The sequence below is a fragment of the Burkholderia pyrrocinia genome (assembly GCF_003330765.1).
GTDB lineage: Bacteria > Pseudomonadota > Gammaproteobacteria > Burkholderiales > Burkholderiaceae > Burkholderia > Burkholderia pyrrocinia_B.
On the sequence record NZ_CP024904.1, the window covers coordinates 406,029 to 428,359 of the forward strand.

A 22,331-nucleotide genomic window follows, 5' to 3' on the forward strand; every position below is an offset into this window, starting at 1 on the left:
ATTCCTCCCTCGGATCGACGGCTCAAAGCCGGTTGAAATGGAAATCCCCCGCATACGCGGTGGATGCGCGGCGCGCCATCATCGCGTCGAATTCGGCCGCGACGCGCGTGAGCGTGCCGCGTTGCCGCCCGATGTCGGCCTGTTCGAGCGCGGTGAATGCATCGATGTCGAAGGTCACGGTCAGCGACACCGGATGACCGTCGGCGCGAAAGCCGATATGCAATGCGCCGGCCGGTTGCTCCTCGACATGGAACGGCATCGCGCGCGCCTCGAAATGGCGGCCGAGCGTCTCGGCGATGTCGCGCAGCATGCCGGGTTTCACACGAATGCTCATCGCATGCCCTCCTTTCGCGCCGGCGTCGCCTCGCCCGCCGGCGGTGCGTTGTCCTGGCGGATGGTCCGCAATCTGCGTGCCGTCCGTTCGCGGCGCCCGCACGCATCCATCCATGCCGCCGATACGCCGGAGCGCAGCCACGCGCAATGCGCCGTGTCTTCGCTACACCGTTCGCTGCAAATCTTGCAAGCATGCCGCTACGCGTCGTACGCGGCCATCACGAGCCACAGCTCGCGGCCGTCGTCCTGCACGCGCGCCGCGAGCGCATACGAATCGGCCGGCTCGCATGCGCACTGCAGCGCGAACCGCGCCGGCTCGGTCGAGCCGAATGTCTCGTCGCCGAGCGGCCGCACGTCGGCCTTGCCTTCGAACATCCGGCGCTCGGGCCGGTAGATCAGCGGTTCCTGCTTCCATTCGCTGAAATGACTCTTCACCGAATTGAATTCGCCGCCGCATACGTTGACTTCATAGCGCACGCCTGGTCGTCGTTTCGGAATCATTGTCGTGGCTCCCGCTCAATGTGTGCACGGCAGGCACCGATTGCGCCGCGCGTGGTCGTCACCTTCATCGTCGTCGCCGTCGACATGGCAAGTCGCGTGCCGCGCCGCGATTCGGGAACGGCCGTTGCGGAGAAATGCGCGTCATCGCCAACGACACGGAGCCTCGCCATGAAGGATTCGACCCGGTCCGGCCATCATGCGCCGGCGCGCGAGCGGGGGACCGACCCGTCGCCGCCGCTGAAGCACCAGGATCGCACCCACACGCGTCATTCGGAACGCCATATCGACCAGCAACTCGAGGACACGTTTCCGGCCAGCGACCCGCCTGCGACCGGCGGCGTCACGCGCATCGAGCCGGACACGCCACCCGGCACGCATGACGAAGGACCGTGGCAGGACAAGCGCGAACGCGGCGGCGAATGACCGGCCGTGCATGCCGGACGGCATGCGGTTTGCTGAGGAATCGCCCCCAATCCGCAAGGAGGACTTCATGCATCGCGTCAACGAAATCATGTCGCAGGACGTCGTGCGCATCGCGCCGACCGATTCGATCCGTCATGCGGCGCAACTGATGGAGCGCTACGACATCGGCGCGCTGCCCGTGTGCGACAACAACCGGCTGGTCGGGATGGTGACGGACCGCGATCTCGCCGTGCGCGCGATCTCGGCCGGCAAGCCGCCGGAAACACGGATCCAGGAAGTCGCGTCAGGCCCGATCGAATGGTGTTTCGACGACGATTCACTGGACGAGATCCAGCACTACATGGCCGACGCACAGTTGCGCCGCCTGCCCGTCGTCGATCACGACAAGCGGCTGGTCGGCATGCTGTCGCTCGCGGACATCGCGACGCGCACAGCGGGCCCGGCGCGCGACGACGTCGCGAACACGCTCGAAGGTGTGTCGCAACCGAAGCGGACGTGACGGGGCAGATCGCCGCTTCGCCCCGCCCCGACCACCCGCGCGACCCGCGGCCCGCACGGGCACGGCCGCGCTCACACAGCCTGGAGGAAACCATGCAGACTTCCGATCAAGGACAGACCCGCATCATCGGCAAGGGCGCCGCGACGGCGGCCGGCCCCGGCCCCGACGTGATGGCCGCCAACACGCTGGAAGGCGACAAGGTCTATACGACCGATGGCGACGATGTCGGCAAGATCAAGGAAATCATGCTCGACGTGCGCTCGGGCCGCGTCGCGTACGCAGTGCTGTCGAGCGGCGGCCTGCTCGGCATCGGCGACAAGCTGCTCGCGATCCCGTGGAGCGCGCTGACGCTCGACACCGAGCGCAAGTGCTTCCTGCTGTCGGTGTCGTCCGAACGGATCCGCAACGCGCCCGGCTTCAACAAGGACCATTGGCCGGCAATGGCCGATCCGCAATGGGCCGAGCCGCTGCACGCGTTCTACGGCAGCGTGCCGTACTGGAGTGCCGGCGACGAGCTCGGGCTGACCGACCCGACCGAAGAGTTGAACGATCCGCGCACGCGCGGCGACCATCACTGAGCGCGATGATGCGGTGCCGGTTCGCCGGCGCATCGCTCGACATGCCCCGCACGCGCGGGGCATTTTTCATGCGCACCGGGCGTGCGGCGCACGGGCCGCGATCGCGGCCGGCCGCACGACGCGTTACGACCGGTGCCGCAACGCGTCGATCACGATGGAAAACGCGCGCGATGCCTGGCGACGGCTCGGATAGTACGCGTGGAAGCCGGGAAAGACCGGACACCAGTCCGGCATCACGATTTGCAGGTCTCCGCTGCGGAGGTGATCGCGCACGACGTCCTCGGCGACGAACGCGATGCCGAATCCGTCAAGGGCCGCCTGCACCATGTGCGGCTGCGTATTGCAGGTAATCCGGCCGTTCACGCGCGCCTGAATCTCGTTCTTGCCCTTCCTCAGTTCCCACGCGTAGATGCCCTTCGCAGTCGCGAGCCGCAACGTGACGCAGTCGTGATCGAGCAGGTCCTGCGGTGTTTTTGGCGGCTTTCGGCCGTCGAGATAGGACGGCGCCGCGACCATCGCCATCCGGATGTCCGGGCTGATGCGCACCGCGATCATGTCCTTCGCCACCTGGTCGCCGTACCGCACGCCGATGTCATAGCGTTCCTCGACGATGTTCGACAGCCCGTAGTCGACCGACAGCTCGATGCGGATGTCCGGGTAGTCGGGCAGGACTTTCCTGAGTTTCGGCCAGATGACCGTGTCGATCGGATGCTCGGTGGCCGTGATGCGCACGACGCCGGCCGGCTTGTCCCTGAAATCGGAGAGCGCGGCGAGCTTCGCCTCGATCTCGTCGATGCGCGGTGCGACCGCCTCGAACAGCGCTTCGCCCGCCTCGGTCGTCGACACGCTGCGCGTCGTGCGCGTCAGCAGCCGCACGCCAAGCCGCGCTTCGAGATCGCGAACGGTCTGGCTGAGCGTCGACTGCGACACGCCGAGCCGCGCCGCCGCGCGCGTGAAGCTCCGGTCGCGAGCCACCGCGAGAAAGACGAGCAGGTCGTTGAGATTTTCGCGCGCCATGTCGGAAGGCTCCTGTCGAAACGGACGCCAATCCTAGCACTGCCCAGGGCGCCGCGAGCCGATTCATCGGCGTGGCTAATAAGTCCAAGCGGGTCACGCTACTTAATCGATCGCGCATGCATCGATAGACTGCGAAGCCGTCGGGTCCGCCGCGTCGCTGCACCGCCCGACGGCGCCGTCCCCTATTTTCCGGAGTCGAACATCGTGAATACCCGCCTTTTGCCCGTCATCGCCGCGCTTGTCGCTTCCAGTCCTCTGCTCGCACACGCGCAATCCGCGCCGGGCCTGACGCGCGAGCAGGTTCGCGAGGACATGATTCGCTACGCGGCGGCCGGCTTCAACCCCGCGCACGCGAATCCCCGCACGTGGGTCGACGATGCGCAGGCCGCGTCGGCCAACATACTGGCTGCACGCAACGACGCCCCCCGCACGCGTCTGGCCGGTCGCGGCATGGCCGCCGGTTGCGACTGAGTGCGCAACCGGTGCAAGACAGGCCCGAATGAACAAGCTCGTCGCCCTGTTCATCTGTTCGCGTTCAGTCATGGCTCAACCCGTTTCAGGCAGCGCCGATAATTTTTACAAAAGCGACAAGGTGTCCGTACCGAAGATCGCGTGAACCTGATTCCGTTCGACACGCTGACCGCGTTCTTCCGACGCAATCTGGCCTGAACCAATTTCCATCATGCAATCCGTTTCCACTCCCTCTTCAGATCGCGGCGCGACACCCGACAGCACCGCAGCGTGGGGCGCCGTCCTCGCGATGTCGCTCGGCGCGTTCGCGCTGGTCGCTTCCGAATTCATGCCGGTCAGCCTGCTCACGCCGATCGCGCGCGACCTGCACGTCAGCGAAGGCCAGGCCGGCCAGGGCATCGCCGTATCGGGCGCATTCGCGCTGGGGACGAGCCTGTTCATCGCGTCGATCGCCGGACAGCGCGATCGCAAACGGATGCTGCTGTCGCTGACGCTGCTGATGATCGTATCCGGAACGGTCGTCGCGTTCGCGCCGAACTATGCGGCGTTCATCGTCGGCCGCGCGCTGATCGGCGTGGCGATCGGTGGCTTCTGGTCGATGTCGGCCGCGACCGCGATGCGCCTCGTGCCGGACCGGCACGTCCCGCGAGCGTTGGCGATCGTGAATGGCGGCAATGCGCTGGCGACCGTCGTGGCGGCCCCGCTCGGCAGCTTTCTCGGCGGAATCGTCGGTTGGCGATGGGCGTTCTTCTGCGTCGTGCCGGTCGCCGCGATCGCGTTCGGCTGGAAGCTGGTCAGCCTGCCGTCGATGCAATCCGCGCAGCGCGGCAGGCCCGGCAACGTCGCGCGGCTGCTGGCCCGGCCGCCGGTCGCGCTCGGCATGGCGGCAGTCGGCCTCTTCTTCATGGGGCAGTTCGCCCTGTTTACCTACCTGCGCCCGTTCCTCGAAACCGTCACGCACGTGGGCACCGCCACGCTGTCGCTGATGCTGCTCGTCATCGGCGTGGCGGGCGTCGCGGGAACGGTCCTGATCGGCGGTTTCCTGAAGAACGGGCTCTACCGGACGCTCGTCGTCACGCCGGCGCTGATGGCCGCGATTGCCGTGGCGCTCACGTTCTTCGGCGAATCGACCGCGGCAACCGCCTGCCTGCTCGGTCTGTGGGGCCTGCTCGGCACGGCGGCGCCCGTCGGCTGGTGGACGTGGCTCGCCCGCACGCTGCCGCACGATGCGGAGGCCGGCGGCGGGCTCATGGTGGCGGTCGTGCAGTTGGCGATCGCGCTCGGGGCGACGGGAGGCGGGCTGCTGTTCGACCTGCACGGCTACCGGGCGACGTTCGCGACGAGCGCGGCGCTGCTCGTGCTCGCCGGCGGGCTGGCCATCGCGGCAGGCCGGTCGGCCAAGCGCGCTGCGCAGCGCAGCGACGACTGACGGCCGCATGCTCGACCGTGCGCTCGACGAAGCCGGGATCGAGCGCACGCATGTCTACCTGACGAACGCGGTCAAGCATTTCAAATGGGAACCGCGCGGCAAGCGGCGGCTGCACAAGACGCCTGCGCAACGCGAAGTGGCCGCATGCCGCTACTGGCTCGAGCGCGAACTCGACGCGGTGCGGCCACGCGTGATCGTCGCACTCGGCGGCACCGCGTTGCGCACCGCATCGCGCCTCGCACACGACATGGACCACGGCGGCAGTCGCGATGCCCATGGAGACGCCGGATGAACGGGCTGGTCGAAGACGCACGGCCGGCGGCGGGCGCCGCGAAGCCGTGGTACCGGCGGCTCGACCCGTCACATCATCTTGGCGCGCGAGCGTTCGGCACGGGCCGCGTCGGCCGCCGATTCGATCTTCTTCACGAAGCAGGCCGCACGCGCGGCCCGGGCTTGAATCGGGCACGCGTTACCGCGCGCCCACCTTGCGTTCGAGCGCCTGCGCCATGCTCAGGTGATGCCTGAGCGTCGGCAGCGTGGCATTCGCGAACGCACGCAGGTCGGCGTCCTTGCCGTCGCGCGCCTCGCTTTCGAACAACGCGACGGCCTTGCGGTGCGCGTCGGGGCCGACCGCCGCGACATACGCGACATCGAAGTCGCGACCGCTCTTGCCGCGCAGCGCCTCGACGTCGGGGTCCGCGATCTGTTCGGCCTGCGGCTTCATGCCCTTGCGCGCGGCGATTTCGTTGAGCCGCGCGTTCGCCTTGCCGTGATCGGCCACCATGCGCTGCGCAAACGCGCGCACCTCTGGCGACTGCGCCTGCTTCAGCGCGAGCTGGCTCGCCTGCACTTCGGCCTTGCCGGCCATCGCGGCCTTGTCGATGAATTCCGCGTCACCGCCTTGCGGCGCCTTCGCGATTCGCGCGTCGCCCGCGCCGGACGCCGGATTGATCAGGTCGCCCGGCGGATGCGAATGCGACGCGGGTGGCTCGCTCGGCATCTGTGCGCGGGCCAACCCCGGGACGGCGAGTACACACGCGGCGAGTGCCGCGATCGTCCAGTTGGGTTGTTTCATACAATTTCTCCTTGCAATTGCGTAGAGGCGGCGTCCGCGCCGTCATGTCGCTCGCGCCGTCCGACGCGGGCAGCACGTAGCAGTCGATCAGTTCGTCCGACCGCCCGACGCGGCCTCGTCGGGCCGGCGCACCGGATCGAAGTCGCGCCATTGGCCGTCCTGCCAGTCGCCTTCGACGCGCTCGATCGATGCAGCGCCGTTCGCGCGCAGCACCTCCTCCGCGGTGTTCGCTGTGTCGGTCGTCACGCGCGCCGCGAGGATCACACCTGTTTCGCTGTGCGCGAGCGTGCCCTTGCCTTCGGCCGGCTCGCCGCGCATCCGGCCGAGCGCGCCGACCAACGCGCCGAGATAGGCGCCGGCCAGCGCGCCGGCGGCCGGCACGAACCAGTAGCGCACGCCGAGCGCATAGGCGACCAGCCCCACGACGATGCCGATCAGCAACCCGCAGAGCGTGCCGACCATGGCGCCGCGGCCGCCGGGCTTCGCCGCCGTATCGGCATACACGTCGCCGCCGATCGGAAAGCGCGCATGCTGGCCGCCCGGGTTCAGAAAGAAGATCGACACGTCGTCCGACCCGAACGCGCGCTCGTAAAGGTGGCGCGCCCCACCTTCCGCTTCATCGAACGTCGTGAAGCGGCCTGCGACGATCATCGCCATGCTCGTGCTCCTCGTGACGATAGTGCGCCGCGCGCGGTGGCGCACGGCGCGCGGGGCGGCGCTTACATCAGCCGCCCCAGTTCCTTCGCTACGGATGCCGGCGTGCCGTACTCGCGATCAGGAATGCGCGTAAGCATGTCGATCACGTCACGGCCCGCATGCGAGCGCTCCGCGCACTGGACGACCTCCGCCTTGCTCGCCGGATAGTCCATCCCCTTCAGCGCCTTCTGCACGTCGACCGGGCTCGGCGCCTTGCCGTGCCCAGTCTGGTGGCCGCCCTTGTCGTGATCCTGCTGTATGCGCTCGCCTTCGTGCGCGCGCGAGTGACTGAGCTCGTGGCCCGTGTGCAATCGGGATGTCATCGAAACCTCCTTCGGAAAACGTACCGGACTCACGTGGAAGCGCGCCGCGAACGCGCCAGCGCGGCCACCACGAGCGCCGCCGCGCCGAGCACGACCGCGCTCGCGAGCTTCGGTCGCTGCACCACCGCGTTGTATGCGCAGCCGCGCAGCACGTACCCTTCCATGCCTTCGCGCTCATGCAGCGCATGGCGCGACTCGTACAGCGCGTTGTCGTCGCGCGGCCGCGCGGGCCGCACCGTGCGCTGGGCACGCGAGAACAGCGTGGCCGCGACGCGATCGAACAGGCGCGGCGCGTGGTACGCGCTCGCCGATGCGAATTTCGCGGCGCCGCCGACGAACAGCGTGCGGCGCACATGCGCGGCCGCGAACAGGATCGCGTCGGCCACGAGGCCGGGGTCGTAGATCGGCGGCGGCAGCTTCGCCTCGACGTCCATGTAATTCTTCGCGTGCATCACGAACATCGTATCGATCGCGGCCGGCTTGATCAGCGTGACGGACACCGGCAGGCGATCCGATTCCATCTCGAGCCGCAGCGAATCGGTGAAACCCTTCACCGCGTGCTTCGACGCCACGTACGCGCTTTGCAGCGGCACGGGCGCGTCGGAGGCCTCGCTGCCCATGTTGATGATCGCGCCGCCATGGAAATCGCTCTTGCGACGGAAATGATCGGCCGCGACCAGCGAGCCGTGCACGACGCCCCAGTAATTGGTGTCGAACAGCCGGCGCTGGTCCTCGAGCGGCACCGCGGCCGCTGCACCGAAGATCGACACGCCCGCGTTGTTGATCCACGTGTCGATGCCGCCGTACGTGTCGACCGCCTTCGCGGCCGCGCGCTGCAGGTCCTCGAGGTTGCCGACGTCGCCGGCAACCGGCACCGCGAGGCCGCCGTGCTGGCGGATTTCCTCGCACAGCGTGTTCAGCGCATCCTCGTTGCGCGCGAACAGCACGAGCTTCGCGCCGCGCCGTGCCGCCTTGCGCGCGGTGACAAGGCCGATGCCGCTGGTCGCGCCGGTGATCACGATCGTCTGTTCGCCGACCGGTTTGAGCATGCAGTTCATCCATGGACTCCTTTTACGGCGCCGCCGTCACTTGGGCCGGATGGTCAACTGGTCGTGCACGTTCCGCACGCCGTCGATCTGCTTCACGACGCCGACAGCCTGCGTGCGTTGCTGCTCGTCGGGCACGCTGCCGGTGAGCGTCACCGTGCCGCGCCGCGTCTTGACGTGGATGTCGCCTGATGAAAGGCCGTTCGTGCCGACGAGTTCGGCCTTCGCCTTGGTCGTGATCGTCACGTCGCGGATCTTCGTGCCGGTCGTCGAATGTGACGACGACTCGGACGACGAAGCGGCGCTATCGTCGCCGGCGGCGAGCACGTTCGGCGCGACTGCCGCGCAGGCAGCGGCCGCCGCGATCGCGACGGCCATGCCGATGCGCTTCGCGGGTTGACGACGAAATCGCGGGGAGCGGGCCAGCAGTGGGAATACCTTCAACGTGACCTCCTTTCGTCAGGGCCGGCATTGCCGGCGGGCACCGGGCACCGCGCAAGGCGCGTGCCGCGGCGCCGGTGCCGTATGCGCCTGACTGACGCCGACCGGAAGTCCTTTCATCCAACGCGTTGTAATTTTTTCGGCGCACGGTTGCCGGGCATGACGATTGCCGGACGACGGGAAACGGGCGCGCATCGGCGTGGCCCCGACAGCGGACACCATGCAGGAAATCGCATCGATCAGTGAATACGCATCGGCGCGGGCAAGGACATGCGCGCGGAATCCCCGGGCATGACGGCGCACGACGGCATGCGCAGCCTCAGCCGTCGCGCTTCGTCACGTGCGCGATCTTGTGCGCCAGTTCGCGCACGTCGACGGGCTTGCACAGGTAGCCGTCGAACCCGGCTTCGAGCGCGCGGCGCTCGTCGGCAAGGCCCGCGTGCGCGGTTACGGCCAGCACACGCACGGCGGGCGAACCGCTGCCGCCGTTCATCGCACCGTGCCGCAGCGCGTCCAGCAGCCAGAAGCCGTCGCCGTCCGGCATCGCGAGATCGGACAGCACGACGGTCGGCCGCATGTCGGCGACCACCGCGAGCGCCTCCCTGCCCGACGACGCGATCGAGACGGCCGCGCCGAAGGTGGTCAGCGCGGCGGTCAGGCTCGCGCGCGTCGTCGCATCGTCGTCGACGATCAGGATGCGCTGCGTATCCAGCATGAGCGGCTCGCGATGGCCGGCCACCTGCGCGCCCCCCCAGGCCATCACGCCCATCGGCTGCCAGCCGGTCGGCAGCGTCACCGTAAAGGTCGCGCCGCGATTACGGCCCGCGCTCTCGACGGCGACGCTGCCGCCGTGCAGTTCGACGATATGCCGCACGATCGACAGGCCGAGTCCGAGCCCGCGCCGCGACGATGCGGGCGAATCGTCCGCGCGGCGGAACATGTCGAACACGAACGGCACGAACTCCGCCGCGACACCCTGCCCCGTGTCGGATACGGTCAGCACTACGCGCGCGTTGTCGCGCGCGAGCGCAACCGTCACGGCGCCGCCGCCCGGCGTGAACTTGAGCGCGTTCGACACGAGGTTCGACAGCATCTGCCTTAGCCGCTCGGCATCGCCCGACACGATGCAGGTGGCCACGGCGCAGTCGAACTCGAGCGTGATGCCGGCCGACGACGCCGCTGTCTGGAACGCGCCGACCGAATCGGAGAACAGCCGCACGACATCCACCGGCATCGCGTCGAGCTGCAGCTTGCCGGTCGCGAGCGACGATGCGTCGAGGATGTCGCCGACCATCCGCGTGAGCGAGCGCGCGCTGCGGTCGATCGCGTCGATCGCCTGCTGCTGCAGCGTGTTGTCGCCCGAATTGCGCAGCACCTCGATCCAGCCGTAGATCACGTTCAGCGGCGTACGCAGTTCGTGCGACACCGTCGCGAGCAGTTCGTCCTTCAGGCGATTCGACGTAGCGGCCCGGTCGCGCGCATTGCGCGCCCCTTGCAGCGAACGCTGCGCGCGCAGGTCGCGGCGGCGCTGTGCGCCGGCTTCGCGCAGCGTCAGCGACAGCGCGACACAAGCGCGCGCATCGCCGTGCACCGGACACGCCGCGACCGTCGCACGAAAGCGCCGGCCATCGCGTCGCACGCACAGCAGGTCGATCGGCCCGACCGCTTCGCGCATGTCGTCAAACGCTTCGAAGAACGGCCTGCGTTTCAGCCAGCGCATCGCAATCAGTGTTTCGAACGCACGCCCGCGCGCATCGCTTTCGTCATAGCCGAACATGCGCTGCGCGGCCGGGTTCCAACTGACGATTCGGCCGTCGGCGTCGATGCCGACGATCGCGTCCGGCGACGCGTCGACGACCGCGCGCTGCAGCCGCAACGCGTCGGCGCGCGCGCGATCCGGGCCCGCATCGCGCAGCAGCAGCACGGCCCCCGCGACATTGCCGTCGGCATCGCCGATCGGCGACGCGACCTCGACGATCGGCACCGGCTCGCCGCCGTCCGCATGCAGCCAGTGCCGATCGGACACTGTGCCGGCACCGCCGAGCGCCCGATCGAGCGGCGTCGCCTGCACACGGCGGCCGTCGCGGTCGAACACCCGCAGCACGTCGCGCGCGGCACGGCCTGTCGCATCGCCCGGCCTGCAGCCAACGAGCGCGGCCGCGGCCGCGTTCATGTACGTGAGCCGTCCGTTCGTGTCGGTTGCGATCACACCATGCGGCAGCGCCTGCAACACGGCCTCGAGCCGCCGATGCGCGGCCGCCTCTCGCCGGCGCGCGTCGTCGTTCGTGACTCGCGCGTGTCGCAGCATCGACGCGATCGCGCACACGAGCGCGCCGACCAGGACGAGCGTGCCAAGCCGGACGAGCCGTTCGGGCAGCGGCTCCGTGTAGGCGGCCGGATCGGACAGGAACAGCGTCCACGCCAGCATGCCGCTGACGACGGTCGCGACCATCCCGAACAGGAACGAGGTGGCCCATGCGGTGCCTGCGAGCAGCGGGTAGTACAGGACGAACGGCAGGTTCACGCCACCGAAGCGGATCGCCAGCGCCTGCAGCACGGTCGCGATCGCGACCAGCATCACGGCCGTCGCGTAATTCCCGGCGTGTGTCCGCGAGAAATCAATCATCAGGCATGCTCCCGCCGGCCGCGCCGCCGCGCGTGACGACGATGCGCGGCACCAAGCGGGAACGGGTGCATGAGCGCGATCGCGGCGGCATCAGGAATCCGGCTTTTCTGCTTCGTCTTCCAGTTGCGCGAGCCGGTTGTAGATCGTCTTCAAGCTGACGTCGAGCACCTCGGCCGCCTGCGCCTTCACGCCGCCGCACTGCGCGATCGTACCGAGGATCAGCTTGCGGTCGACCTCCTCGAGCGGCGTGCCGAACGGTACGGTCACACGATCCTCGTGCGAGTCGACCATGTTCGACAGCTCGTCCAGGATCGGCGGCGGCAGCGTGTCGATCACGTCCGCATCGCTGAAGATGCCCGCGCGCTGCACGAAGTTGCGCAGCTCGCGCACGTTGCCGGGCCACGCATAGGTTTTCAGCGCCTCGCGCGCGGCCGGCGCGAAGCGCAGGTTCCGGCCGCTCTCTTCGTTGAACCCCTGCAGGAATGCATCGGCGAGCATCGGGATGTCGTCGCCGCGCTCGCGCAGCGACGGCAGCGGAATCGGAAACACGTTGATCCGGTGGAACAGGTCGGGCCGCAGCTTGCCGTCCGCCATCGCGGCTTCCGGGTCGCGGTTCGTCGCGGCGACGATGCGCACGTCGACGTCGATCTCGCGCGTCGAGCCGAGCCGCGTGAGGCGCCCCGTCTCGAGCACGCGCAGCAGCTTGACCTGCGATTCGAGCGGCATCTCGGTGATCTCGTCGAGAAACAGCGTGCCGCCGTCCGCGCGTTCGAAGAAGCCCTTGTGCTGGCGCTCCGCGCCGGTGAAGCTGCCGCGGTCGTGGCCGAACATCTCGCTCTCGACCAGGTTCGCCGCGATCGCGCCGCAGTTCACCGCGAGAAACGGGGCGCGGCGGCGCAGGCTCAGGTCGTGCACCGTCTGCGCGGCCAGTTCCTTGCCGGTGCCCGATTCGCCCGTCAGCAGCACCGACGCCTCGGTGCGCGCGACACGGCCGATCGCGTCGTAGACGGCCTGCATCGCAGGCGAGCTGCCGAGCATGCGGCCGAAGCGGCCGAGACGCTTCAGTTCCGAGCGCAGCTCGGCGATTTCCTCGTGCAGCGCGGTCGTGCGCGGCACGCGCGCGAAGATGCTGTTGAGCCGCTGCATGTTGAGCGGCTTCACCAGATAGTCGGTCGCGCCGCGCCGCAACGCGTCGATTGCGGTTTCGAGGCTCGCGTGGCCGGTGGTCAATACCATTTCGCAATGCGAGCGCTTCGGCAGCGCGTCGAACAGGTCCATGCCGTTACCGTCCGGCAGCACGAGATCGCACAGCACGAGGTCCGGCGTATGCGTCGAGACGAGCGTGCGCGCTTCCTCGAGCGTCGCGGCCGTATCGCACGCAAGCTGCTGCGTGCGCGCAAGCGTCGCGAGCATCGTGCGCGTATCGGCATCGTCTTCGACGATCAGGACATAAGGCATCGAGGCTCCTTGTGATGCGGCCCCGGCTTAAGCGCTGGCGCTGGCCGGAACCGCGACGGGCGTGCAGCGCAATCCCGCGACAGGCACACGACAGTACACATTCCGCGCTGCACACTAACGAGCAGACAAGCTGTCCTGCCATGACGTACGAATGCTTAGAAGTATAGAAGAAGCGCGTTGCGCATTCGCCCGTCATCGAATAAATCTATCCGTTCACGCAGCCCGCATTGCGAGATTCAATGTCCCGCCGCCGGCATAAGCAGTAAGCTCGGTTCATGAAATAGGGCGCGTGCCACGTCATTTTTTCATCCGATCCGGACGCGTTCGGTCAGATCTTCCCCATCCGAAGTCACGCCATGTCGAAATCCGTCGATGACGGCATGCGGCTGTCCGGCCGCTCGCGTTCGATCCAGACCCTGTTGCTGCAGGTGTCGCGCGTGGCCGCGACCGGCGTCGGCGTGCTGATCGTCGGCGAGAGCGGCGCCGGCAAGGACATCGTCGCGCGGCTGTTGCACGACATGAGCCCGCGGCGGCGCGGGCCGTTCGTCCCCGTCAACTGCGGCGCGATCCCGCACGACATCGCGGAATCGCATCTGTTCGGTCACGAGAAAGGCAGCTTCACCGGCGCGATTGCCCAGCATGTGGGCCTGTTCGAGGCCGCGTGCGGCGGCACGCTGTTTCTCGACGAGATCGCCGAGATGCCGGCCGAGTTGCAGGTCAAGCTGCTGCGCACGCTCGAATCGAACACGATCGTGCGGGTCGGCGGCCACGAATCGATTCCGCTCGACATACGGATCGTCGCGGCCACGCATCACGATCCTGTCGAGGCCGTGCGCAGCGGGCGCCTGCGCGAAGACCTGTTCTTCCGGATCGCGACGGTCGCGCTGCACGTTCCCGCGCTCAGGAAGCGCGGGGACGACGTCGGCGACATCGCGCTGCAGATCGTCGAGCGGTTGAATGCGCGGCACCGCACGCGCAAGCGGCTGTCGATGCAGGCCATGAAGGCGCTGCACGCGTACACGTGGCCCGGCAACGTGCGCGAACTACGCAATGCGCTCGAGCGCGCGTTCATCCTCGCGGACGAGCAGATCGAGCTGCAGTTGCCGCGCCGCCAGCCGCCGCGCGAGGAAGTGCGCCACAACGCGATGACGCTGCATATCGGCACGACGCTCGCGCACACGCAGCAGCGCTTCATCTTCGCGTCGCTGCAGCATTTCAAGGGCGACAAGCCGCGCACCGCGAAGGCGCTCGGCATCAGCCTGAAGACGCTATACAACCGTCTCGCGTTGCTGCCCGAGCACGAGCGCGACGCGGCCAGCGCGGACGGCGCGCCGCCCCCGAACGCGACGAGCGCCGCCAACGCCGCCGCGCCGAACCTGCCGCATCACTGAGTGACGCCGCGCGGCGTCACTTGCGACGCGACGTCGTGCAGTGCGTTGTCCCGGTCGCGCACGCACCGCCCGATGCCGACGCACTCGCATGCCGCGCGGCGCGCGATCGCGGCCGGGCTGCCTCGCGCATGAGCGGTCAGTGACGCGGTTCGCGGTCGCGGTCGGCGGTGCTGCCCGGCTCGGGATCGCGCGCGACCGGCTCCGTCGGCGTGACGGTCCGTTGGTCGGGATGCAGCACCATGCCCGTATCGTGCTCGCCGTCGCGACGCACGCGCACGCGGTTCTCGACGTCGCGCACGCACATGCAGTTGTCGGCGATATCCTCGATGTCGTGCTTCATCCAGCGCGCGGGCACGGTGCCGTCGAGTTCGACGCGGCCGTCGTGTACCTGGACCTCGACGTCGCTCACATCGATGTCGAGCGCATGCGCGAGCCGCTCGCAGACATCCTCGCGGATACGTTCGTCCGAACGCGTATAGCCTTTCGGCCCGCGACGATGGCGCAATGCCTCGCGCTCCGCGTCGCCGCCGAAGCGCGACACGTCCCGTGCACCGCCACCGTAGCGCGGATCGTCGTCGCGCTCGCCGCCGTACCAGCCCGGCCGGTGATGGCCACGAAACTCCGGACGGTCGCCGCTGTACTGCGCACGGCTTTCTCCGTGGCGGCCGGGGCCGCGCTCGGTCTCCCAAGCCACGTGGCGCGACGCACCCGGCTCACCGTGCCAATCCGCGCCGTAACCGCGGCTGCGCTGTTCGGCCGCCGGCCGCGCCGAGCGTTCGCTCCACTCGCTGCCCCAGTCTTCCGGGCCGACGTCTTCGTTCGCGAAACGGCGGTATGCGGACGCATCGTCGTCGTCCTGACGAGATGCCGCGTCATCGGGAATGCCGTGCTTGCCGGCGCCCCGGTACGCGCGTTCGCCACGTTCCTGCCAGTCGGGCGGGCCGCCGCGCTCGCCCTGTCGTCCGGGATATCGTCGTTGCATCGTGTCTCTCCTTGATCGCGCCTGCGCCGCGAACGGCCCCATGCCGCTCCGCGGCCTGGTTCGGTCAGTGCAAATCGCGTGCCGCGGCCGTTGCCGGCGCACGACAGATGCGCGGCGCGACGATGATCCGTCGCCGGCCAGGGCGCCCCTGGCCGGGCGCCCCTATCTGCAACGCGATTGCAGTTTTTGCGCACGGCGGCACTACGCACCGCCGGAATCCGGTTCATCCGGGTCCTCCGGTTCGCCGGTGCGGCCAAGCTCGTTCAGCCACCCGGTACGGTCCGGCCCGATGTCCGCGCCGTCCTCCAGCGTCGAGTCTCCGTCCGCCGACGCGCGTTCGCCGGTGCCCGCGCGATCGGTATCGCTGTCGAGCGACGCATCGCCGCGCTCGAGCGCATGATCGTCGAGCGGCGAATCGACGTCGAACGGATGACGCCGCGCGCCGGCCATGTCGCTGCCGCTGTCTGACGAATCGCTCGGCCCCAGCGCGCGGCCGTCGCGGCCGCGCCGCGCGTTGTCGTCGTCCGGGCCGGCCGGTTCGTTGTCGGGGTCCAGTGTGCTGTTCATGTCGATCTCCTTGCCTGACGCGTCGCCGCACGCGGCCGGGCGGTCGCGGCACGGCATGCGGGTCGCATGGCCGGGCAAGCGGCATGCCGCACCGGGCACCCGCCGGTACGTCGGCGACCATTTTTCGGCGCGCATGCCGCGCGGCACGGATGATGCGCGTCGTCCATTGATCAGCCGAATCGAGCCCCTTTACGCTTTCGGGGTGCCAATCCGGTTCGTATCGCCATATCGCCGCGGGCGGGCCGCGATTGCCCGCCTGCATTCGACCTTTCGCTCCGATGACGACAGACGACACCGTGCCTCACTCGCATCAGTTGCCGCCCGGGTTACCCGATGCGCGCGACCTGCTGCACCGTTTCGCCGAGTTCCGTTTCCAGACCGTGGTCGAGTCGATCACGGACTACGCGGTCTTCATGCTCGACCCGGATGGCAACGTCGCGACCTGGAATGCGGGCGCGGAACGCATCAAGGGCTACCGCGCCGCCGAGATCATCGGCCGCCACTTCTCGCGCTTCTATCCGCCCGACGCGATCGCGGCCGGCCGCCCGTCGCACGGGCTCGACGAGGCAGCCGCGCATGGCCGCTTCGAGGACGAGGGCTGGCGCGTACGCAACGACGGCTCGCTGTTCTGGGCGAGCGTGACGATCACGGCCGTGCGCGACTCTACCCATCAGCTCCGCGGCTTCATCAAGATCACGCGCGACATGACGGAGCGCAAGCGACTCGAGGAACTCGAAGCGTCGACGCACCGGCTCAGCGTGTTCATCGCGATGCTCGCGCACGAACTGCGCAACCATCTCGCACCGCTGCGCCATTCGGTCGGCGTGCTGCAGAGCCTGCCCGATCCCGCGCCCGCGCTCGCGCAGTGCCGCGACGCCGTGGATCGCCAGATCGGGCAACTGACGCGGCTTGTCGACGATCTGCTCGACGTCGGGCGCATCACGGCCGGCAAGGTCGAACTCGACGACCACGCCTTCACCGTGCGTGACATCGTGTGCCGCGGCGTCGAGAGCATCCAGTCGAAACTGGCCGTGCGCGGGCAGCACATCCACGTCGATCTGCCGGCCGAATCCGTGGTGCTGCACGGCGATGACGCGCGGCTCGTCCAGGTGCTGCACAACCTGCTCGACAACGCGTCGAAATTCTCGCCGCGCGGCGGACGCATCGACGTGGGCGCGCGCGTCGACGGGCCTGTCATCGCGATCCAGGTTGCCGATCACGGCGTCGGCATCGCGGCAGGCGCGCTCGAAACGATCTTCGACCTGTTCGAACAGGAAGGCATGCCGGGCCGGCGCCCGTCGGACGGTTTCGGACTCGGGCTGGCGATCTGCCGATCGTTCGTCGAACTGCATGGCGGGCGGATTTCCGCGGAAAGCGACGGGCCGGGCCACGGCGCGACGATTACCGTGCGGCTGCCGATCGAGCGCATGGAACGCTTCGCGCCCGCCGATACGCCCGCGCCGGCGGCACCCGTGCGGCCGGCCACCGCACCGCTGCGCATCGTCGTGGTCGACGACAACCGCGACTCGGCCGACACGCTTGCCGTGCTGCTGCAGGTGAAGGGACACGCGCCGAGAGTCGCGTATAACGGCGACGACGCGCTGGCGCTCGCCGTCGACTACGCTCCTCAGTTGATGTTCGTCGACCTGTCGATGCCCGACATCGACGGCTTCACGCTGCTGCACGCGCTGCGCGCGCTCGACACGCTGGCGAACACGACCTGCGTCGCGCTGTCCGGCCATGCGCGCGCGTCCGACCTCGCGCGCACCGAGCGGGCGGGTTTCGACGACCACCTCGTGAAGCCCGTCGAGATGGCGGTGCTCGACGCGCTGCTGCAGCGCGTCGCACGCAACGCGCAGGACAATGCATGAGCGCGCACGCAGCGCACGCGTGCATGCGTGCATGCGTCATGAGCTTGAGCTTCAACTTCACCCAGCCCGGTTCGCGTACGTCGAATGCGCCGCGGTCCACCTTCCGGGTCCGGCACGTATCGATGCGCATGTCGCCGATGCCGGGTTGCGTCGGGCCGGGCGCCACGCTCAATGCAGCGGTGCAAACGCAGCCTTCAGGCTCGCGACGATCATCTGCATCGCGATCGCAGCGAGAATCATCCCCATCAGGCGCTGCGTGACAGCCGTCACGCGCGGCGACAGGTAATGGCCGATCAGCGGCGCCGACAGCAACGCGACGGCCAGCAGCACGAGAAACGCGGCGAGCCCGAGTGCGAACGCAAGTTCCTGCCCGCTCGAGAACGCGCTGTGCCCGAGCACGATCATCGTCGCGATCGTGCCGGGGCCCACGAGCAGCGGAATCGTCAGCGGATAGATCGCGATGCTCTCGGCCGCCGCCGGATCGGCGCCTTCGTCATCGCCCGGCGAATGCTGGCGGCTCGGCGCGCCGTGCAGCATCGATAGCGCGATCAGCAGCACCAGCAGCCCGCCCGCGAGGCGGAAATCGTCGATCGTCAGGCCGAACACGTGCAGGATCGTGCCGCCCGCGACGGCCGACACGATGCAGCCGGTCGTCACGCCGATCGCGGCCGTCAGCGCGACCTTGCGGCGCACGCCGTCCGCCGCGCCTTCCGTCAGCGACAGGAACACCGGGATGTTCGCGATCGGGTTCATGATCGCGAACAGCGCCGCGAACACCTTGATGGAAAACGTCAGGTCGAAGGCCACAGGTCCGCTCCCGTATTGCTCGGCAAATCGAAGGAAAATATCGATTCGTTTCCGGTGCGCGGCGCGCGCCATGCTGATACGATCGACGCACCGCGTTCATGCACGACGGAGGGCCCCGACCGATGCAAGCCACCGATACCTTCATGGATCACGAGATTCGCGTCGAAGCGACGCGCAACCCGAACGGCGCGTGGGTCGCGCAGGTGCGGATCTTCCGCGACGGCGCGCCGGTCGACCTGCCGGCGCCCGAGCTCGTCACGCCCGAATGGCTCACGTGCGATGAAGCGCTGCGCGGCGGCATCGACCAGGGGCGCGTGATGATCAAGACGCATGACCGGTAACGGCGATCGGTTCATCGGCGGGCATCGCACCGGTAGTCAGTCAGTCGTCCGCACAGCTCGCGTGCATCGCACGATGCGATCACGCGTCGAAATCCAGGTCGCCGATCAGGATCTCGCGGTCGCGCTGGGTCCGTGTGCTGAAGTCGACCGGCAATTCCATCTGCCATCGTTCGATCGTGACCGGCAGCGCCGCGAGATAGCGATCGAAGCGGCTGCGGTCGGGCTCGGCCAGCAGCGCGTCGATCGCGTCGTCGCGCCACGCGAGCCGCACGTTCAGCCGGTTCGACAGCCCGGGCGTCGACGTGAGGCCGATCACTTCGACGCAGGTCGGGCTGCCTTGCCCGTCGTGCGGCACGACGTCGACCTTCACTTCGCCAGGCCGGTACAAGCCGAGCACGCGCGCCGCAATGTGCGGCGCGAACTCGGTTTCGAAACGTGCGCGGACGTCGGAATTCATTTCGCCTCCAGGGTCGCATCGTGTGGTCAGGCCGCTGTCACGCGGCTGCAATCTGCCGCTCCAATGCCGCTTCCGCCTTCAGGCTGTCGAGATCGCGACCGACCGTCGCGACCGCGAGCCGTACGTCGCCGCGCCAGTACGCGATCGAACAATCGTGCGCGCCGAGGTCGCCGTCGATCTCGACGCGGTCCCATTGCTCCGCATGCCCGACATAGTTGATCGTCATGTCGTAATGCTGGCTCCAGAAGAACGGCACTGCGTCGAACGGCCGCTGCTGCCCGAGCATGTTGCGCGCCGCGACGATGCCCTGCCGCTCGGCGACGACCCAGTGCTCGACGCGAATGCGCTCGCCCGTCAGCGGATCGGGCCAGCGCGCGATGTCGCCGGCCGCGTAGATGCCGGGCGCACTCGTCTGCAGAAAGCGGTCGACGGTCACGCCGCGCTCGACGGCCAGCCCCGCGTCCTGCGCGAGCGCCACGTTCGGATGAACGCCGATGCCGACCACCACGAGGTCGGCCGGCAATACGTCGCCGGTCGATAGCGTCACGCTGTCCGGCGCGATCTGCGCGGGCGTCGCACCGAGATGGAACACGACGCCGTGCGACTCATGCAGCGCCTTGATCGTGTCGCCGAGCGCATCGCCGAGCACACGCGCCATCGGACGCGCTTCGGGTGCAACGACATGCACGTCGAGCCCGCGCGTGCGCAACGCAGCCGCCGCTTCGAGCCCGATGAAGCTCGTGCCGACCACGACGCAGCGGCGCGCGGTTTTCAGCTTGCCGATCAGCGCATCGCAATCGGCGCGCGAGCGAAGCACGCATACGTGCGGCAGATCCGCACCGGGCACGGTCAGCCGGTTCGGCTCGGCGCCCGTTGCAAGCAGCAGCGCACCGTACCCGACGCGGCTGCCGTCGGCCAGTTCGACCGCATGCTGCGCGGGATCGATCCGTGCGACACGCGTGTCGCACCGCACGTCGATGCGATGGTCGGTATAGAACGACGGCGCGCGCAGCGGCAGCCAGTCGGCCTCGGCCGTGCCCGCGAGATAGTCCTTCGACAGGTTCGGCCGGTCGTACGGCGGATCGCGATCGGCGCTCAGCAGCGTGACGGGATGCGGATAGCCTTCCTGCCGCAGCGTCACGGCGGCCGCGATCGCAGCGGCGCCGCCGCCGACGATCACCACCGATGCGGGCAACCCGGCCGCATTCAGCACAGGCGGCGCGGCCGGCTGCGCATCGAGCACGACGGCGCGGCCGGCGCGGCGTTCGACGCGCCAGCACGGCAGCCCGTCGAGCGCCGGCGCGCGCAGCAATCCGCCCGTGCGCAGGCAGAACGCCGCGTGGTGCCACGGGCAGCGGATCGTGTCGCCGACCAGCAGGCCGTCGGCCAGCGGCGCACCGTAGTGCGGGCATTGTGCGCCCACGGCAAACAGTTCGTCGGCGCGGCGGATGAGCAGCACCGCTGCGTCGCCGACATGGCCCTCGATCATCGCGCCGTCGGCGAGATCGTCGAGCGCGATGCCCTGCGCGAGATCGGGGCGTGAAGACGAGGAATCGCTTCCGGACATGACGTCGCTCCCTGAGAGTCGGGTAACGATCCCATTATCGGCGTCCTTCATGAAAAGAACAGGTACAGACGACCCCGCAGCGCACGCAAACACCGACTGTAGCTTGTACGCGGTCCATGACCGGCGTAGAACGTCATCAACGTTGCGGCGCAGCACACCGCTGCCATCCGCGAAGGTTTCCGCACGGCCCGCGCAATCCGCGTGCCACGCCCGCCGTCATTCCGTCACCAGGAGCGCTACCCGATGGCCACCGTCCTGTGCGTGCTCTACCCCGATCCCGTCGACGGTTATCCGCCGCGCTACGTGCGCGACGCGATTCCGGTCATCACGCAGTACGCGGACGGACAAACCGCGCCGACGCCGGCCGGCCCGCTCGGCTTCAGGCCCGGCGAACTCGTCGGCTCGGTATCCGGCGCGCTCGGATTGCGCGAGTACATGGAAGCGCACGGTCACACGCTGATCGTGACAAGCGACAAGGACGGCCCCGACTCCGAATTCGAGCGCCGGCTGCCCGACGCGGACGTGGTGATTTCGCAGCCGTTCTGGCCTGCGTACCTGACGGCTGAACGGATCGCCCGTGCGCCGAAGCTGAAGCTCGCGCTGACGGCCGGCATCGGCTCGGATCACGTCGATCTCGATGCCGCGGCGCGCGCGCACATCACCGTCGCCGAAGTCACCGGCTCGAACAGCATCAGCGTGGCCGAACACGTGGTGATGACGACGCTCGCGCTGGTGCGCAACTACCTGCCGTCGCATGCGGTCGCGCAGCAAGGCGGCTGGAACATCGCCGATTGCGTATCGCGCAGCTACGACATCGAAGGGATGCATTTCGGCACGGTCGGCGCGGGGCGCATCGGTCTCGCGGTGCTGCGCCGGCTGAAGCCGTTCGATCTGCATCTGCACTACACGCAGCGGCGCCGGCTCGACGCCGCGATCGAGCAGGAACTCGGGCTCACGTATCACGCCGATGCCGCATCGCTCGCCGGCGCCGTCGATATCGTCAACCTGCAGATCCCGTTGTACCCGTCGACCGAGCATCTGTTCGACGCGGCGATGATCGCGCGGATGAAGCGCGGCGCGTACCTGATCAACACCGCGCGCGCGAAGCTGGTCGACCGAGACGCGGTCGTGCGCGCCGTCACGTCCGGGCATCTCGCCGGCTATGGCGGCGACGTGTGGTTTCCGCAGCCGGCGCCGGCCGATCATCCATGGCGGGCGATGCCGTTCAACGGGATGACGCCGCATATCTCCGGCACGTCGCTGTCCGCGCAGGCGCGCTATGCGGCCGGCACGCTGGAGATCCTGCAGTGCTGGTTCGACGGGAAGCCGATCCGCAATGAATACCTGATCGTCGACGGCGGCACACTCGCGGGAACGGGCGCGCAATCGTACCGGCTGACCTGATGCGACGCGCGACGGCGCGCCCTGGCCG

General features: G+C 68.7%; 24 protein-coding genes and 1 pseudogene. 10 read left to right on the top strand and 15 right to left on the bottom strand.

Annotated elements, in window-relative coordinates; all coding sequences use genetic code 11:
* Positions 1-22: 22 nt before the first annotated feature.
* Both CUJ89_RS34910 and CUJ89_RS34915 read right to left on the bottom strand, forming a co-directional pair.
* Positions 23-334, bottom strand: a complete 312-nt coding sequence (locus CUJ89_RS34910; RefSeq protein WP_114182467.1) for a hypothetical protein — start codon at positions 332-334, stop codon at positions 23-25.
* A 197-nt stretch (positions 335-531) separates the two neighbouring features.
* Positions 532-834 carry a hypothetical protein gene (locus CUJ89_RS34915; RefSeq protein ID WP_114181996.1) on the bottom strand — a complete coding sequence of 101 codons (303 nt, stop codon included), beginning with the start codon at positions 832-834 and terminating at the stop codon, positions 532-534.
* A gap of 168 nt (positions 835-1,002) precedes the next feature.
* Between CUJ89_RS34915 and CUJ89_RS34920 the strand changes: the two genes are divergently transcribed.
* The 3 genes from CUJ89_RS34920 (at position 1,003) to CUJ89_RS34930 (ending at position 2,334) form a co-directional block, all read left to right on the top strand.
* On the top strand, positions 1,003-1,257 hold the full coding sequence (locus CUJ89_RS34920) for a hypothetical protein (RefSeq protein WP_114182468.1): 255 nt from the start codon (positions 1,003-1,005) through the stop codon (positions 1,255-1,257).
* A gap of 67 nt (positions 1,258-1,324) precedes the next feature.
* Positions 1,325-1,756, top strand: a complete 432-nt coding sequence (locus tag CUJ89_RS34925; RefSeq protein WP_114181997.1) for a CBS domain-containing protein — start codon at positions 1,325-1,327, stop codon at positions 1,754-1,756.
* 92 nt (positions 1,757-1,848) lie between these two features.
* Positions 1,849-2,334: a PRC-barrel domain-containing protein gene (locus CUJ89_RS34930; protein ID WP_114181998.1), complete on the top strand. Its 486-nt coding sequence runs from the start codon at positions 1,849-1,851 to the stop codon at positions 2,332-2,334.
* Between the two features lie 123 nt (positions 2,335-2,457).
* On the opposite strand, the gene CUJ89_RS34935 is transcribed toward CUJ89_RS34930, so the two are convergent.
* A complete protein-coding gene (locus tag CUJ89_RS34935; RefSeq protein ID WP_114181999.1) occupies positions 2,458-3,351 on the bottom strand; it encodes a LysR family transcriptional regulator in 894 nt (297 codons plus the stop codon).
* 204 nt (positions 3,352-3,555) lie between these two features.
* Between CUJ89_RS34935 and CUJ89_RS34940 the strand changes: the two genes are divergently transcribed.
* The 3 genes and pseudogenes from CUJ89_RS34940 to CUJ89_RS34950 all read left to right on the top strand — a co-directional run.
* Positions 3,556-3,822, top strand: coding sequence for a DUF4148 domain-containing protein (locus tag CUJ89_RS34940; protein WP_114182000.1), 267 nt, complete (start codon positions 3,556-3,558; stop codon positions 3,820-3,822).
* Between the two features lie 211 nt (positions 3,823-4,033).
* On the top strand, positions 4,034-5,251 hold the full coding sequence (locus CUJ89_RS34945; RefSeq protein WP_114182001.1) for an MFS transporter: 1,218 nt from the start codon (positions 4,034-4,036) through the stop codon (positions 5,249-5,251).
* A gap of 1 nt (position 5,252) precedes the next feature.
* Positions 5,253-5,474 (top strand): annotated as a pseudogene (locus CUJ89_RS34950) (uracil-DNA glycosylase family protein); the annotation flags it as partial.
* A gap of 246 nt (positions 5,475-5,720) precedes the next feature.
* On the opposite strand, the gene CUJ89_RS34955 reads toward CUJ89_RS34950, so the two are convergent.
* From CUJ89_RS34955 to CUJ89_RS34985, 7 genes are all read right to left on the bottom strand, one after another.
* Positions 5,721-6,326, bottom strand: a complete 606-nt coding sequence (locus CUJ89_RS34955) for a DUF4142 domain-containing protein (protein ID WP_114182002.1) — start codon at positions 6,324-6,326, stop codon at positions 5,721-5,723.
* Between the two features lie 87 nt (positions 6,327-6,413).
* Complete coding sequence (locus CUJ89_RS34960; protein WP_114182003.1) at positions 6,414-6,983, bottom strand: hypothetical protein; 570 nt, start codon at positions 6,981-6,983, stop codon at positions 6,414-6,416.
* 62 nt (positions 6,984-7,045) lie between these two features.
* Entirely contained in the window at positions 7,046-7,345 is a 300-nt protein-coding gene (locus CUJ89_RS34965; protein WP_114182004.1) for a DUF2795 domain-containing protein, read from the bottom strand.
* A gap of 29 nt (positions 7,346-7,374) precedes the next feature.
* On the bottom strand, positions 7,375-8,403 hold the full coding sequence (locus tag CUJ89_RS34970; protein ID WP_114182005.1) for an SDR family oxidoreductase: 1,029 nt from the start codon (positions 8,401-8,403) through the stop codon (positions 7,375-7,377).
* A 27-nt stretch (positions 8,404-8,430) separates the two neighbouring features.
* Positions 8,431-8,835 (bottom strand): BON domain-containing protein, encoded by a 405-nt coding sequence (locus CUJ89_RS34975; RefSeq protein WP_114182006.1) that lies wholly within the window; start codon positions 8,833-8,835, stop codon positions 8,431-8,433.
* Positions 8,836-9,151: 316 nt separating this feature from the next.
* Positions 9,152-11,458, bottom strand: a complete 2,307-nt coding sequence (locus tag CUJ89_RS34980; RefSeq protein WP_114182007.1) for an ATP-binding protein — start codon at positions 11,456-11,458, stop codon at positions 9,152-9,154.
* A 90-nt stretch (positions 11,459-11,548) separates the two neighbouring features.
* Entirely contained in the window at positions 11,549-12,916 is a 1,368-nt protein-coding gene (locus tag CUJ89_RS34985; RefSeq protein WP_114182008.1) for a sigma-54-dependent transcriptional regulator, read from the bottom strand.
* 356 nt (positions 12,917-13,272) lie between these two features.
* Between CUJ89_RS34985 and CUJ89_RS34990 the strand changes: the two genes are divergently transcribed.
* Positions 13,273-14,307, top strand: a complete 1,035-nt coding sequence (locus CUJ89_RS34990) for a sigma-54 interaction domain-containing protein (RefSeq protein WP_114182009.1) — start codon at positions 13,273-13,275, stop codon at positions 14,305-14,307.
* Between the two features lie 136 nt (positions 14,308-14,443).
* On the opposite strand, the gene CUJ89_RS34995 is transcribed toward CUJ89_RS34990, so the two are convergent.
* Together CUJ89_RS34995 and CUJ89_RS35000 are read right to left on the bottom strand one after the other, a co-directional pair.
* Entirely contained in the window at positions 14,444-15,289 is an 846-nt protein-coding gene (locus tag CUJ89_RS34995) for a BON domain-containing protein (protein ID WP_114182010.1), read from the bottom strand.
* Positions 15,290-15,490: 201 nt separating this feature from the next.
* A complete protein-coding gene (locus CUJ89_RS35000) occupies positions 15,491-15,856 on the bottom strand; it encodes a chemotaxis protein (protein WP_114182469.1) in 366 nt (121 codons plus the stop codon).
* A 278-nt stretch (positions 15,857-16,134) separates the two neighbouring features.
* On the opposite strand from CUJ89_RS35000, the gene CUJ89_RS35005 reads away from it, so the two are divergent.
* Positions 16,135-17,727, top strand: a complete 1,593-nt coding sequence (locus tag CUJ89_RS35005) for an ATP-binding protein (RefSeq protein WP_114182011.1) — start codon at positions 16,135-16,137, stop codon at positions 17,725-17,727.
* A gap of 168 nt (positions 17,728-17,895) precedes the next feature.
* Here the strand turns inward: CUJ89_RS35005 and CUJ89_RS35010 are convergent, their stop codons facing one another.
* On the bottom strand, positions 17,896-18,534 hold the full coding sequence (locus tag CUJ89_RS35010; RefSeq protein ID WP_114182012.1) for a MarC family protein: 639 nt from the start codon (positions 18,532-18,534) through the stop codon (positions 17,896-17,898).
* Positions 18,535-18,656: 122 nt separating this feature from the next.
* Between CUJ89_RS35010 and CUJ89_RS35015 the strand changes: the two genes are divergently transcribed.
* Entirely contained in the window at positions 18,657-18,875 is a 219-nt protein-coding gene (locus tag CUJ89_RS35015) for a DUF6566 family protein (RefSeq protein ID WP_114182013.1), read from the top strand.
* A gap of 79 nt (positions 18,876-18,954) precedes the next feature.
* Here CUJ89_RS35015 and CUJ89_RS35020 read toward each other — a convergent pair whose 3' ends face one another.
* Positions 18,955-19,332: a DUF5594 family protein gene (locus CUJ89_RS35020; RefSeq protein WP_114182014.1), complete on the bottom strand. Its 378-nt coding sequence runs from the start codon at positions 19,330-19,332 to the stop codon at positions 18,955-18,957.
* A gap of 37 nt (positions 19,333-19,369) precedes the next feature.
* Positions 19,370-20,899, bottom strand: coding sequence for an FAD-dependent oxidoreductase (locus CUJ89_RS35025; protein WP_114182015.1), 1,530 nt, complete (start codon positions 20,897-20,899; stop codon positions 19,370-19,372).
* Positions 20,900-21,142: 243 nt separating this feature from the next.
* Here CUJ89_RS35025 and CUJ89_RS35030 point away from each other — a divergent pair, with 243 nt between their 5' ends.
* Positions 21,143-22,303, top strand: a complete 1,161-nt coding sequence (locus CUJ89_RS35030) for an NAD-dependent formate dehydrogenase (protein ID WP_114182016.1) — start codon at positions 21,143-21,145, stop codon at positions 22,301-22,303.
* Positions 22,304-22,331: the final 28 nt, after the last annotated feature.

Excerpts from the sequence above, each read along its gene's own strand:
- CUJ89_RS35000 (WP_114182469.1), bottom strand. The coding sequence starts at position 15,856 with ATGAACAGCACACTGGACCCCGACAACGAACCGGCCGGCCCGGACGAC.
- CUJ89_RS35005 (WP_114182011.1), top strand. The coding sequence starts at position 16,135 with ATGACGACAGACGACACCGTGCCTCACTCGCATCAGTTGCCGCCCGGG.
- CUJ89_RS34915 (WP_114181996.1), bottom strand. The coding sequence starts at position 834 with ATGATTCCGAAACGACGACCAGGCGTGCGCTATGAAGTCAACGTATGC.
- CUJ89_RS34955 (WP_114182002.1), bottom strand. The coding sequence starts at position 6,326 with ATGAAACAACCCAACTGGACGATCGCGGCACTCGCCGCGTGTGTACTC.
- CUJ89_RS34990 (WP_114182009.1), top strand. The coding sequence starts at position 13,273 with ATGTCGAAATCCGTCGATGACGGCATGCGGCTGTCCGGCCGCTCGCGT.
- CUJ89_RS34995 (WP_114182010.1), bottom strand. The coding sequence starts at position 15,289 with ATGCAACGACGATATCCCGGACGACAGGGCGAGCGCGGCGGCCCGCCC.
- CUJ89_RS34970 (WP_114182005.1), bottom strand. The coding sequence starts at position 8,403 with ATGAACTGCATGCTCAAACCGGTCGGCGAACAGACGATCGTGATCACC.
- CUJ89_RS34945 (WP_114182001.1), top strand. The coding sequence starts at position 4,034 with ATGCAATCCGTTTCCACTCCCTCTTCAGATCGCGGCGCGACACCCGAC.
- CUJ89_RS34925 (WP_114181997.1), top strand. The coding sequence starts at position 1,325 with ATGCATCGCGTCAACGAAATCATGTCGCAGGACGTCGTGCGCATCGCG.
- CUJ89_RS34935 (WP_114181999.1), bottom strand. The coding sequence starts at position 3,351 with ATGGCGCGCGAAAATCTCAACGACCTGCTCGTCTTTCTCGCGGTGGCT.
- CUJ89_RS34930 (WP_114181998.1), top strand. The coding sequence starts at position 1,849 with ATGCAGACTTCCGATCAAGGACAGACCCGCATCATCGGCAAGGGCGCC.
- CUJ89_RS35025 (WP_114182015.1), bottom strand. The coding sequence starts at position 20,899 with ATGTCCGGAAGCGATTCCTCGTCTTCACGCCCCGATCTCGCGCAGGGC.
- CUJ89_RS35015 (WP_114182013.1), top strand. The coding sequence starts at position 18,657 with ATGCAAGCCACCGATACCTTCATGGATCACGAGATTCGCGTCGAAGCG.
- CUJ89_RS34985 (WP_114182008.1), bottom strand. The coding sequence starts at position 12,916 with ATGCCTTATGTCCTGATCGTCGAAGACGATGCCGATACGCGCACGATG.
- CUJ89_RS35030 (WP_114182016.1), top strand. The coding sequence starts at position 21,143 with ATGGCCACCGTCCTGTGCGTGCTCTACCCCGATCCCGTCGACGGTTAT.
- CUJ89_RS34910 (WP_114182467.1), bottom strand. The coding sequence starts at position 334 with ATGAGCATTCGTGTGAAACCCGGCATGCTGCGCGACATCGCCGAGACG.
- CUJ89_RS34965 (WP_114182004.1), bottom strand. The coding sequence starts at position 7,345 with ATGACATCCCGATTGCACACGGGCCACGAGCTCAGTCACTCGCGCGCG.
- CUJ89_RS34980 (WP_114182007.1), bottom strand. The coding sequence starts at position 11,458 with ATGATTGATTTCTCGCGGACACACGCCGGGAATTACGCGACGGCCGTG.
- CUJ89_RS35020 (WP_114182014.1), bottom strand. The coding sequence starts at position 19,332 with ATGAATTCCGACGTCCGCGCACGTTTCGAAACCGAGTTCGCGCCGCAC.
- CUJ89_RS34960 (WP_114182003.1), bottom strand. The coding sequence starts at position 6,983 with ATGGCGATGATCGTCGCAGGCCGCTTCACGACGTTCGATGAAGCGGAA.
- CUJ89_RS34920 (WP_114182468.1), top strand. The coding sequence starts at position 1,003 with ATGAAGGATTCGACCCGGTCCGGCCATCATGCGCCGGCGCGCGAGCGG.